Origin of the sequence: Limnobaculum allomyrinae (assembly GCF_016649425.1) — a bacterium.
GTDB lineage: Bacteria > Pseudomonadota > Gammaproteobacteria > Enterobacterales > Enterobacteriaceae > Limnobaculum > Limnobaculum allomyrinae.
In genome coordinates, this window is sequence record NZ_JADRCR010000004.1 from 216,276 (window position 1) to 228,829 (window position 12,554).

12 protein-coding genes are annotated in these 12,554 nt (G+C 46.9%); 7 read left to right on the forward strand and 5 right to left on the reverse strand.

Annotated elements, in window-relative coordinates:
• Positions 1-252: 252 nt before the first annotated feature.
• Both pldB and yigL read left to right on the forward strand, forming a co-directional pair.
• Positions 253-1,254 (forward strand): lysophospholipase L2, encoded by a 1,002-nt coding sequence (pldB, locus tag I2494_RS09880; RefSeq protein WP_218466678.1) that lies wholly within the window; start codon positions 253-255, stop codon positions 1,252-1,254.
• Positions 1,255-1,303: 49 nt separating this feature from the next.
• Positions 1,304-2,101, forward strand: coding sequence for a sugar/pyridoxal phosphate phosphatase YigL (yigL, locus tag I2494_RS09885; RefSeq protein WP_218466679.1), 798 nt, complete (start codon positions 1,304-1,306; stop codon positions 2,099-2,101).
• A 66-nt stretch (positions 2,102-2,167) separates the two neighbouring features.
• Here yigL and I2494_RS09890 read toward each other — a convergent pair whose 3' ends face one another.
• The 3 genes from I2494_RS09890 to glpT all read right to left on the reverse strand — a co-directional run bounded on the left by I2494_RS09890 (position 2,168) and on the right by glpT (position 5,904).
• Positions 2,168-3,085, reverse strand: a complete 918-nt coding sequence (locus I2494_RS09890) for a hypothetical protein (protein ID WP_218466680.1) — start codon at positions 3,083-3,085, stop codon at positions 2,168-2,170.
• Positions 3,086-3,219: 134 nt separating this feature from the next.
• A complete protein-coding gene (gene glpQ / locus I2494_RS09895; protein ID WP_218466681.1) occupies positions 3,220-4,311 on the reverse strand; it encodes a glycerophosphodiester phosphodiesterase in 1,092 nt (363 codons plus the stop codon).
• Between the two features lie 234 nt (positions 4,312-4,545).
• Positions 4,546-5,904 carry a glycerol-3-phosphate transporter gene (gene glpT / locus I2494_RS09900; RefSeq protein ID WP_218466682.1) on the reverse strand — a complete coding sequence of 453 codons (1,359 nt, stop codon included), beginning with the start codon at positions 5,902-5,904 and terminating at the stop codon, positions 4,546-4,548.
• A gap of 376 nt (positions 5,905-6,280) precedes the next feature.
• Here glpT and glpA point away from each other — a divergent pair, with 376 nt between their 5' ends.
• The 3 genes from glpA to glpC are packed head-to-tail and all read left to right on the forward strand — an operon-like array spanning position 6,281 to position 10,375.
• Entirely contained in the window at positions 6,281-7,924 is a 1,644-nt protein-coding gene (gene glpA, locus I2494_RS09905; RefSeq protein WP_407657890.1) for an anaerobic glycerol-3-phosphate dehydrogenase subunit A, read from the forward strand.
• Positions 7,914-9,176, forward strand: a complete 1,263-nt coding sequence (glpB, locus tag I2494_RS09910; protein WP_218466788.1) for a glycerol-3-phosphate dehydrogenase subunit GlpB — start codon at positions 7,914-7,916, stop codon at positions 9,174-9,176. The genes glpA and glpB overlap by 11 nt, the downstream gene beginning before the upstream one ends.
• Positions 9,173-10,375 (forward strand): anaerobic glycerol-3-phosphate dehydrogenase subunit GlpC, encoded by a 1,203-nt coding sequence (glpC, locus tag I2494_RS09915; protein ID WP_218466683.1) that lies wholly within the window; start codon positions 9,173-9,175, stop codon positions 10,373-10,375. Before glpB ends, glpC begins: the two co-directional genes overlap by 4 nt.
• Positions 10,376-10,483: 108 nt before the next feature.
• On the opposite strand, the gene I2494_RS09920 is transcribed toward glpC, so the two are convergent.
• On the reverse strand, positions 10,484-11,041 hold the full coding sequence (locus I2494_RS09920) for a DcrB-related protein (RefSeq protein ID WP_218466684.1): 558 nt from the start codon (positions 11,039-11,041) through the stop codon (positions 10,484-10,486).
• A gap of 101 nt (positions 11,042-11,142) precedes the next feature.
• Positions 11,143-11,808 (reverse strand): 7-cyano-7-deazaguanine/7-aminomethyl-7-deazaguanine transporter, encoded by a 666-nt coding sequence (locus I2494_RS09925; protein WP_218466685.1) that lies wholly within the window; start codon positions 11,806-11,808, stop codon positions 11,143-11,145.
• A gap of 214 nt (positions 11,809-12,022) precedes the next feature.
• Here I2494_RS09925 and I2494_RS09930 point away from each other — a divergent pair, with 214 nt between their 5' ends.
• Positions 12,023-12,214 (forward strand): hypothetical protein, encoded by a 192-nt coding sequence (locus I2494_RS09930; RefSeq protein ID WP_218466686.1) that lies wholly within the window; start codon positions 12,023-12,025, stop codon positions 12,212-12,214.
• A 91-nt stretch (positions 12,215-12,305) separates the two neighbouring features.
• Entirely contained in the window at positions 12,306-12,554 is a 249-nt protein-coding gene (tusA, locus tag I2494_RS09935) for a sulfurtransferase TusA (RefSeq protein WP_130593219.1), read from the forward strand.

The window sequence follows — 12,554 nt, forward strand, 5'->3', positions numbered from 1 at the left end:
CATCAATAACATGGCATGTTCAGTAATAGGGCCAGTTGAAAGAACGTAGTTTCGCCGCCATATATTTCACGATAATGACATGGCAGTAATTAGATGCCGGAAAGGCTGAAAAGGTTAAAACTAAGGTGTAGTATCGGGGTTATATTATAAAAGATCTGTATTTTTGAATCGGTTTTTTATTCCACAATATTCTATTGATGATTTTCACGACACGGGCGATAAACAGCTATCAACACAGGATATGTGAAGCCAATGACAGTCAATTTTTCATCCTTCAAAAATGAGTGGCTAAGCCGTGAAAACCGCTTTTCGTCATTTGTTGCCGGGCCATTATTGAGCTTCTGGCAGCAGAGGGAAGAGTGCAGTTTTAACGGCGCCGATGGTGTGCCAATTAAATACGTGAAATTCACCGCAGAAGAGAATCAGCGCGCTATTGTGGTAGCGACCGGCCGTACCGAGGGCTATATCAAGTATCAGGAATTGGCCTATGACCTGTTTCGCTGCGGTTATGACGTCTGGATTTTAGACCATCGTGGTCAGGGTTTTTCCGGGCGTCTGCTGGATGATGGGCAGCGTGGGCACGTTGAAAAGTTTGATGATTATGTGGATGATTTTGAATTCTTTTGGCGCACTATTTTTGAAGCCGAAAATCATAAACCGGCGTTCCTGCTGGCTCACTCCATGGGAGGCGCAATTGCCGCGCTATTTTTGGCCCGGCATCCAAACTCTGTCAGGGCCGCGGCGCTTTGTTCTCCAATGTTAGGCATTGCTCTGCCAATGCCCTCCTGGCTGGCGAAAAAAATTACAGACCTGACGGAACGCTGGCAGGGTGCCAGAGAGTATTACGCCATGGGTACCGGTCGCTGGTTGCCGATGCCCTATGCGGTGAATTTATTAACCCACAGTAAAGATCGCTACCGTCTGTTTTCACGCCACTATGCAGATCGTCCGGAACTGCGGATTGGCGGCCCAACTTATCGCTGGGTGCGTGAGTCGATGATGGCTGGTGAGCGCGCCATCGAACTGGCACCAGAAATTACTACGCCGCTGATTATTTTGCAGGCAAGTCAGGAGCGTTTAGTGGATAATGATGCCCATGTTGCCTTTTGTCAGGCTTTGGCTGATGCGGGTCATCCTTGTGAAGGTGGTTCACCCAGGGTGATTGAGGGAGCTCGCCATGAAATTTTGTTTGAACATGACGAACTGCGCACTGAGGCATTGATGGAAATATTAGGTTTTTTCGACCGGTATTAATCTTCAAACCAGTAAATATAATTTTTTAGTCAGAGGCTAGTCATTCTATATGTATCAAATCGTTGCATCGGATCTGGATGGTACTTTACTGCAATCAGATCACACGTTGTCCCCCTTCGCTAAAGAGACACTGAAGCTAATTTCTCAACATGGTGTGAATTTTATTTTTGCTACCGGTCGCCATCACGTAGATGTTGGACAAATTCGTGATGGGTTGGGGATCGATTCCTACATGATCACGTCCAATGGTGCCCGAGTGCATAATGGCCAGGGCGAACTGCTTTTCAGCCATAATCTGGATGAAGAGATAGCCTATGAACTTTTCCGTATTGTAAATGACAGTGCGGATATTGAAACTCACGTTTATCGTAACGATGACTGGCTAACCAATCGTGAAAGTGAAGATCTGAAAAACTTCCATAAAGAGTCAGACTTTAGCTATCAACTGTTTGAACCAAACTCGATGGCCACTGACGGTATATGCAAAGTTTTTTATACCTGTACCAATCATGAGACATTACTGCGTCTGGAAGAGAAGATTAACCGCCGTTGGCACGGTCAGGTTAATGCCAGCTTCTCTCTGGATTACTGTCTGGAAATCATGGGTGCTGGTGTGTCGAAAGGCCATGCGTTGCAGGACGTTTCCGGCATTCTCGGTTATGAGCTAAAAGACTGTATTACCTTTGGTGACGGCATGAATGATAAAGAGATGCTGTCGATGGCAGGCAAAGGCTGCATTATGAAAAATGCTTCTCCGCGCTTAAAGCAGACACTGCCTCAACTGGAAGTGATTGGTAGTAATGTGGATGATGCAGTGATGCACTATTTGCGTAAACTGTATTTATAATCGCTTCGACGTGTAATTTGTTAAATTCCGACCAGCACTTGTGCTGGTCGGGCTGTTTTTGTCAGCCTATTTAGTTTTGCGAACCGGCTCCATACCGTAGACATAAACTTCACTGATTTCCCGGTCATACCCCGGATAAAAGCCTTTTGGCATACCAAGGACAATTTGTTTGCCCCGGTTGGAATGCACCAGCAGTTCATGAGTTTGTGGATTAATGGCGACGCCTTCAATTTCACCATAGTCTTTAAAATCGGAGAAGGCTCTTTCCAACACTACCGGTGCATTGCTCTTATTGCCGTCAATTTTAACCCGGTAAAGGTTATCGACCTCTTTGTCATCGGCGGTACCATCATCAGCGGTCAGGTAAATATCTCCCTGATAAGCAACAATTCCCTGAATCCATTGAGGTACTGGCTGTAAGTGTACTTTTCGTTTGTACTGGCCGTTGGCAAGGTCGTATTCATACAGATAACGACCGCTTTCTTCCCCAACCCAGGATGCCATCCAAATGCTGTTATTCACTTTATCAACGGTGATGGCGGAAACTTCCTGTTGGCCCGAATCAGGATTGAATGGGAAGGTTCTCTTTAGCTTTAGTGTATCTGCATCATGCACTGCGATTTGAATATCTTTACCGACGCCATCCATAAACCATTCAGAAGAAACATAGATTTCATTGTTGTACACATCAATATCACCAATATGGTTGGCTGGAATCTTATAGCCGTCGAACGGTGTTTTATTGGTGCTGATCAGATTGCCCTGCAAGTCGTATTTCGACAGAGTGGTACTGCCAGAAACATAGTAAAACTTACCGTCGGTAGTGATGCCCTGACGCCCATCCACTTCAAAGGTTTTTTTGAGTTGATATTCATATTTAGGAATCGCATCACGATAGCTGGAGTCGCAAAGGTTCGTTGCTGCCAAAGCAGGAAATGAGAACGTGGTAAGCGCGAGGCTCAAAGCAAGGTATTGATGTTTCATATACTGGTTTCCGCAATTATCTGATGAAATATGCCACGCCAGTGTGCGTGGCGGTTAAACGATCGTGGATAAACAAATATCAGTAATGAGATAACCAATGAGGCACAGCTCAAAGCGACTATGCCCCACGGTAATTACTTATGCTGTCCCTCTTTTTGCAGGAACTGTACTGCCATATCCGGGAAGTCGGTGAATAAACCTTCCACTTTTGCCTGGTTGTACATCACGTCCAGCAGTTGATTCATACTGGTAGCATATTTAGGTAAGGCATCGGCACGCAGGGTGTAAGGGTGGATCACCATGCCGCTGTCGTGAGCTTCTTTTGCCATAGCAGACAGCTTCACATGCTCAGGCTTAGAGGCTTCTACATCCAGCAACATCGGATACTGTGGGCCAATACCATCGGCGTATTTAGCGATTTCTTGCATTCCGCCCGGTTTGAACATCCAGTCATAGCTATAGTTAACCAGTTTACCTTCGGCGTTTGGCTCAAAAGTCTCTTCCCAGTCGGTGAAAGCGATAAGCTGGACTAGTTTCAGGTCAACGCCGGCTTTTGGCATTAACTCGGTCTTAATACGTTTGAGTTCATTAAAATCAAAACATTGCAGATAAACGTTATCGCTTTTTTGGCTGTAACCATACTTTTTCAGCACCTCCAGCGTTTTCACTGAGATATCTTTGCCTTCGCTGCGGTGGAACCATGGCGCTTTAATTTCCGGATAGATACCAATGTTTTTTCCGGTTGAATGATTCAGACCCTGAATAAACTCAATCTCTTCCTCAAAGGTATGAATGCGGAAGTCAGATTTGCCCATTGGGAAGCGGCCCGGGTAAGACTGCACTTTTTTTCCGTCTTTAATATCAAACCCTTCGGTGAACTTTAATGATTTGATTTCATCCAGAGTGAAGTCGATGGCGTAATAGCGGCCATCTTTACGTGCCCGGTCAGGGAAGCGCTCAGCAACATCAGTCACTCGATCCAGATAGTGGTCATGCAGCACTACCAGACGATCGTCTTTGGTCATCACCAGGTCTTGTTCAAGAAAGTCAGCACCTTGCTGATAGGCCATCGCTTTGGAAGGTAGCGTGTGTTCTGGCAGATAACCACTGGCTCCGCGGTGAGCAATAACGATTTTGTCATTTTTAGCGGTGGCAGCATCAGCGACAGAAGCCATAGACATGCTGAGTACAATACCCGTGAGTAGCGTTTTAAAACCTATTTTCATAAGTTTCCTTCTCCATCTTTTGGTGTAGGTAATAACGTACGCAGAGGGGAAGAGCGTCTGGAAACCCCACTGCGGGTGCGGTGCGTTTTTCAGAGTGTGTCTTATCTTTCTTATTGTGTATCAGTTGGATAACTGCGGGCGATGATACCCGCGGAACATGACATCTTTGTGACTTCCGCGGGTATTATTTTGAGCTGCCGACAATTTGTTTCGACGACAGTATTTAACTAATAATTATTCTGCTGCTTGTTTAGCCAGCATTTCAGCTTTATGTTTGTTTTCACTGATCATGGTTAATACCAGCAGCACAACTGCCAGGCAGCTACCGCCGATCATCACCATAAAGCCACCGTCCCAACCGAAGAAGTCAACGGTGTAACCAACAATGGCGCTGGCCGCTACAGAACCACCCAGATAGCCGAACAGACCGGTAAAGCCCGCTGCGGTACCTGCCGCTTTCTTCGGTGCTAATTCCAGAGCGTGCAGACCGATTAACATCACCGGACCATAGATCAGGAAGCCGATAACAGTCATACAAGCCATGTCGATGCCTGGGTTGCCCGGAGGGTTCATCCAGTAAACCACAGTGGCGATAGTGACCAGCACCATGAAGAATACGCCGGTTGCACCACGATTACCTTTGAAGACCTTATCTGACATCCAGCCGCACAGTAAGGTGCCCGGAATACCCGCATATTCATAGAAGAAGTAAGCCCAGGATGATTTATCCAGCGCAAAGTGTTTCACTTCTTTCAGGTAAGTTGGTGACCAGTCCAGAATGCCGTAACGCAGTAAGTAAACGAAAACGTTAGCAATAGCGATATACCACAACAGTTTGTTAGGGAACACATACTGCATGAAGATCTCTTTTGCAGTCAGTTCTTCTTCTGCTTCGTGAGAATAGTCAGGTGGGTAGTCATTTTTGTACTCTTCGATCGGTGGTAAACCACAAGATTGCGGAGTATCACGCATCAGAGCAAAAGCAATAATAGCAATCACAATGGCTGCCATCGCAGGCATATAGAATGCGGCTTTCCAGTCGTTAAACCATGCCATACCTAACAGGAATAACAGAGGAGGAATACCACCACCCACGTTATGCGCACAGTTCCAGATTGAAACGATACCGCCACGTTCTTTTTGTGACCACCAGTGAACCATAGTACGGCCGCATGGAGGCCAACCCATACCCTGGAACCAACCACAGACGAACAGTAAAACGAACATGACCATGATGCTGGAGGTTGCCCATGGAACGAAGCCCATAATCAGCATCACTAATGAAGCCAGTATCAAACCGGCAGGTAAGAATACCCGTGGGTTTGAACGGTCAGAAACGGAACCCATAATAAATTTGGAGAATCCGTAAGCAATAGAGATACCGGAAAGGGCGAAACCCAGATCTCCGCGGCTAAAGCCTTGTTCAACTAAGTAAGGCATAGCCAGAGCAAAGTTTTTACGGACTAAATAGTAGGCTGCGTAACCAAAAAATATTCCCATAAAGATCTGCCACCGCAACTTGCGGTAGGTTGGATCTATTTGATCCTTTGGTAAGCGCGCAATATGTTGCGCGGGTTTAAACATACTTAACATAGTGCCTCCACTGGCGATGATTCATCTCTGTAATGGTCGTATGAGTATTGTTATTAGGGTGGGTCATGATTTATATGCCCACATCATTTTCTTTATCGCTCACTATATTACTCATTTATTTTCAAATGATATGTGATGCAACACGACTTATATGATTTATGTATTTTTCGGCGCGAAATGTATCATTTTTTTAACACGCTTTGTGTTTATTTTCTGATTTTGTTGTGACTGTTATCACATAAATGTTCTTTTATGAGCGTTTTTGCTTTTATTTATGTTCGAATTTGCTCCTTATCAAACAATTTTGTTTGAGGCTGTGCCTAAATAGCAGTATGAGAATTTCTTTATATAAGCAATACAGGATCGGGAGTAATTAATGATGAGCGATTTTTCCCCAGCAGAGATGGATGTCATCATTATTGGTGGTGGCGCAACAGGTGCGGGTATTGCCCGTGACTGTGCTCGTCGTGGATTGCGAACTATTTTGTTGGAGCGCCATGATATTGCTACTGGTGCGACAGGGCGTAACCATGGTTTGTTACATAGTGGAGCCCGGTATGCGGTAACCGATGCGGAATCGGCCCGTGAGTGTATTGAAGAGAATATGATCCTCAAACGCATTGCCCGCCACTGTGTGGAGCCAACGGATGGTCTGTTTTTGACGTTGCCGGAAGATGATATTGCCTTTCAGTCTACCTTTATTGAAGCCTGTCAGCGGGCAGGAATTAATGCTCAGGCGCTGGATCCAAAAGAAGCGCTAAGGCTGGAACCTTCCGCCAACCCAACTATGTTGGGTGCGGTACGGGTACCGGATGGCACCGTTGACCCTTTTCGCTTAACGGCTGCCAACATGCTGGATGCGCGGGAACATGGCGCACAAGTTTTGACTTATCATGAAGTGATCGGATTGATTCGCCATAATGAGCGAGTGACCGGGGTGAAAGTATTTGACCACTACAAAAAAGAGACCAAAGAACTTTATGCGTCGATTGTGGTAAATGCGGGTGGCATCTGGGGGCAAAATATTGCGGAATATGCCGATCTGCGTGTACGCATGTTCCCGGCGAAAGGTGCCTTATTGATTATGGGGCACCGCATTAACAATATGGTGATTAACCGCTGCCGCAAGCCTGCCGATGCCGATATTCTGGTGCCGGGTGATACCATCTCGTTAATTGGTACGACTTCAACCCGCATTCCTTACGACCAGATAGATAACATGATAGTCACCCCTGAAGAGGTGGACGTTCTGATTCGCGAAGGCACCAAACTCTCCCCTAAAATGGCTCAAACGCGCATTTTACGAGCGTATGCTGGTGTTCGTCCATTGGTTGCCAGTGACGATGACCCTTCAGGTCGCAACGTCAGCCGCGGTATTGTTCTGCTAGACCATGCGGTACGCGACGGTATGGAAGGCTTTATTACTATTACCGGCGGTAAGCTGATGACTTATCGTCTGATGGCTGAATGGGCAACGGATAAGGTCTGTGAAAAATTAGGGCATAACGCTAAATGTACCACTGCTGAAGAGGCGTTGCCGGGTTCCCGTCATTCTGCTGAAGAAACGCTGCGCAAAGTGATCTCTTTACCATCAACCATTCGTGGATCTGCGGTTTATCGTCATGGGGATAGAGCGACTCAACTTATCGCCAACGGTCGTTTAGATAATAGTCTGGTGTGCGAATGTGAAGCGGTGACGGCGGGAGAGGTACGTTATGCGGTGGATTCATTAACGGTAAACAATCTGATCGACCTGCGCCGCCGTACTCGTGTGGGAATGGGCACCTGCCAGGGTGAGCTGTGCGCTTGCCGGGCCGCGGGTTTGTTGAACCGTTTTAAAGTCTCTTCTCCACAACAGTCATTGACGCAACTATCAACTTTCCTGAACGAACGGTGGAAAGGTGTCAGGCCTATTGCATGGGGAGATGCGCTACGGGAAAGCGAGTTTACCAACTGGGTTTATATGGGGCTGTGCGGTTTAGACGCTCCGTCCGGGGTGGAGAAGAATGATGAAATTTGATGTGGCAATTATTGGTGGCGGTCTGGCTGGACTAACTTGCGGTATCCGGCTGGCGGAACAGGGCAAGCGCTGTGCGATTATCAGTGCAGGACAGAGTGCGTTGCATTTCTCTTCGGGTTCTTTGGATTTTCTCAGTTATCGGGAAGATGGTTCAACAATTAACCATCCATTGGCAGAGCTGGCAGCGTTATCTCCGGAGCACCCTTATTCTTTATTAGGTGGGGAATGCGTCAGCAGAATGGCGGTAGAGGCGCGACGTTTACTTACGGATTGTGGATTACGCTTTCACGGTGATATCGAGCAAAATCACCTGCGTGTTACCCCGTTAGGTACGTTACGGGCCACTTGGTTAAGTCCAACAGAAGTACCGGTTGCCGAGCTGGAACAGCCACTGCCGTGGAAGAAGATCGCCATTGTAGGTATTGAGGGGTTCCTCGACTTCCAGCCTCAACTGGCAGCAGGGTCTCTGAGCGATAAAGGCATTGACGTTATTACTGATTATCTGCATGTTCCCGCGCTGGATCGTTTGCGTAACAACCCCAGTGAGTTCTGGGCGATCAATATAGCCAGGGTGCTTGATTTGCCGGAAAACACCGAATTACTGGCGGAAGAGCTGATTCGTTTATCGGGCGATGTGGAAGCGCTGATTCTGCCAGCCTGTATTGGCCTGGAAAATCCGGATGCAGTTACTCTGTTACGCCAGAGAGTTGGTAAGCCGGTTATGCTGGTGCCAACATTGCCGCCATCCCTATTAGGTATGCGTATGCATATGGCGTTACGCCGTCGTTTCCAACAATTGGGCGGTCAGTTTATGCCGGGTGATGCGGTGTTGCGAGCTGAAACCGAAGGGCAACATGTCACGCGTATTTATACCCGTAACCATACCGATATTCCGGTAGTCGCCCGGCAGGTGGTCTTAGCCAGCGGTAGTTTCTTTAGTAATGGTTTAATTGCTGAGTTTGATCGGATTTATGAGCCGGTGTTTGGCCTGGATGTCCATGATGCAGCACAACGCGCTGACTGGACGCAGGAAAGCATGTTCTCTGCTCAACCCTATTTGCGCTTTGGGGTTAAAACCGATAGCCAACTGCGCGGTACGGTGGCGGGTCAGCCATTAAATAATCTCTATATCATTGGTGCGGTATTGGGTGGCTATGACCCGATATCACAAGGCTGTGGCGCCGGCGTTTCTCTGGTGACTGCACAATATGCCGCAGAACAGATCCTTGCCCTGTCGGAGGTGGAAGCATGAGCCTGACAACGGATAACAGTTTTGAGAACTGTATTAAATGTACCGCCTGTACTACCTATTGTCCGGTGGCAAAAGTTAACCCCAACTATCCAGGCCCAAAACAGGCGGGGCCTGACGGTGAGCGCTTACGCTTAAAAGACCCATCACTGTTTGATGAAGCCCTGAAATACTGTACCAACTGTAAACGCTGCGAAGTCGCCTGTCCGTCAGATGTGAAGATTGGCGATATTATTCAGCGTGCGCGTATTAACTACAGCAAGCCTAAGTTCAAGCTGCGTGATGCCATCCTCAGTAATACCGATTTAATGGGTACCCTTTCTACTCCATTTGCGCCTATCGTCAATGCCACTGTGGGGTTGAAACCGGTTAAGCAATTGCTGGATAGCGCACTGAAAATTGACCATCGTCGTCAGCTACCGAAGTACTCTTTTGGTACTTTCCGCCACTGGTATCGCAAACAGGCGGCAGAGCAGCAAAAATTTGATGAGCAGATTGCCTTTTTCCATGGCTGTTTCGTTAATTATAACCATCCGCAGTTGGGTAAAGATCTGGTGCGGGTGTTTAACGCCATGGGTATTGGCGTGCAATTACTGAAAAGAGAAAAGTGCTGCGGTGTTCCGCTGATCGCCAACGGGTTTATCGATCAGGCGAAAAAGCAGGCTAAGGTCAATGCTGAGTCGTTAGTTGATGCCGTCATCGGTAAAGGCATTCCTGTGGTAGCAACATCGTCTACCTGTACCTTCACTTTACGGGATGAGTACCCGCATTTGCTGGGGGTTGATACTTCACCGGTGCGTGAACAGGTTGAATTGGCAACTCGTCATCTCTATCGCCTGCTGTCCGAAGGGCGAGAGCTTAAGTTAAAACATACTCCGATACGTATTGCTTATCATACCCCATGCCATATGGAGAAAATGGGATGGACGGCATATACCCTGGCGTTGCTGGAACGTATTCCTGGCGTTGAGTTAATTGTGCTGGAATCTCAGTGTTGTGGTATTGCCGGGACTTATGGTTTTAAGAAAGAGAACTATGAAACATCACAAGGGATAGGTGCGTCGTTGTTCCGTCAGATTGAGGAGAGCGGCGTTGATTTTGTGGTGTCAGATTGTGAAACCTGTAAGTGGCAAATTGAGATGTCCACCAGTAAGAAGTGTGAACACCCAATAACCTTACTGGCTCAGGCATTAGCAGAATAAACGAAGATTATAATAGTGGTATTAGATAACAGGACATTGTAGGGATGGCGTTGTTATCAGGGGCAGCCTATGGCGTGCCCCTTTTTTATTGCGCGGTAACTGGCAATATTACGGTTTGATTTTCAGTGAGCTGATGAACTGATTAATGGCTTTCTCAGCCTCTTCTTGTTGCTCGATTGGATAGGTAAGCTGCATAGTCAGCAATTGCTTATCGATCTGACCCAGCAGTGTGGATGAGTAGTTTTTCTTACCGTCGATACGAATAGCGGTATCAAGACGTTGAAGCTTTTGACCATCGGCGGTCACTTCTTCTTTTTTAATGATGACCAGTTCGGCATCGCGCATTTTTTGCTGCGCTTCCATGCGAGTAATCAGATTTTCCAGGGTGTCATCCGGCATTGAACTACTGATAACAATCAGCATTTTCTGGGCAGCGTTATCTGCATATACCGCCATATTGGTCGCCTGAGTGGCACTCTTACCGCTCTGATCCTGTAGGCCATCCGGAACGGTGAAGCTGACTTTACCGCCTAATACGCTGGTTTGGTCGGATTGCTCTGCTGAAGTACCACTTCCGGTTGCCACCGGTTGGTCTTTACTGCCGTCACAGGCCATCAGGCTGGCGGCAAACAAGCAGACTCCTACAATTTTGACTAACTTTTGCATGGTACTTCCTTAACATTGATAAGCTAATGCTTTCGCGGATTCAGTTAACAGGATATAAAAATATCATTTCTGCCGCTTTTCCGCCAAATTTTATCCTGCACTTAACTGTGCTGAAGTTGTTGTGGGGAATTTATCTGAACTAATCGCTTTAGTAGTACATTCAAAAGAATGCCATACATTGGCAGGAAGAACAGGGCACAGATGATCAGTTTAAAGGCGTAATCTACCAGCGCAATTTCCACCCAGTTTTCTGCCATAAAGGCGTTGCTGCTTTTATAAAATGCAATGGAGAAGAAGGCGATGGTATCGCTCAAATTACCGAAAACCGCAGACACGCTGGGAGCGATCCACCAGGTTTTTAACTGACGCAGACGGTTAAATACATAGATATCCAGAATCTGTCCCAGCACGTAGGCCATAAAGCTGGCGATGGCTATTCTGGCAACCACCAGATTAAAGCTGTAAATCGCCTGATAACCCTGCCACGCCCCGTCATAGAATAGGGTAGATAGCAGATAGGAGATGGCCAGTGCCGGTATCATAACCACCAGAATAATCTTGCGAGCTAATGGCGCGCCAAATACCCGAACGGTAAGGTCGGTGGTCAGAAAGATAAACGGGAAAGTAAATGCGCCCCAGGTGGTATGAAAACCGAAAATATTAATCGGTAATTGAACCAGGTAATTGCTGGAGGCAATGATCAGAATATGGAAGAACGATAGCCATAACAGCGCTTTTAGCCGCTGCTGCGGAGAAAAATCAAACATGATATTAGCCTTTTTAAATGAGTATCAACACTCTGTTGGGGTGAGGGAACCCAACCTATGCATTAAATAAAATAGTGAATAAATTATACGCAGTTTATTGCGAGGTGGAGATGATACTCAGTTGAGTGGGGAATGCAATGGGCGATGTGGATAAAACTCGTCTAAATCGGCTAAAGAGGATGTTTCGGTCGTAGAATCTCAGGTGCTTATATTGATGTTGTGCCCGACCGGAAGACTGTTTGTATTCCATACGGGGGCATCCTGTGGGCCCGCGCTAGCACTGTTGCCTGTTTGTCTGGTAGTTAACGCTGCTATGACCGCCAATGGCAGCCTCTCCGGACGATTAGTTTTGTTAAATGTTCCTCTTAATAGCGTCATTATTCGTGGTATTTACCCCCTAACGTAATAGATTTTTACTCAGTGGATTTGCACCGGGGGTTTATCGTATTAAACTAGCGGGGTTATTAGATGTATTGATAAAGTGACTTGAGAGCTTAATGACTGATTTATTTGCCAATCCGGATAAAACCCTTGATGCGTTAGGGCTGCGTTGTCCTGAACCTGTGATGATGGTGCGTAAAGCCGTTCGTCATATGGATGCTGGTCAAACGCTGCTGATTGTTGCTGACGATCCTGCCACCACGCGCGATATTCCCGGTTTTTGTCGGTTTATGGACCATGAGCTGCTGGAATCGTCTACTGATGAGCTGCCATATCGCTATCTGATTCGTAAGGGAAATGAATAG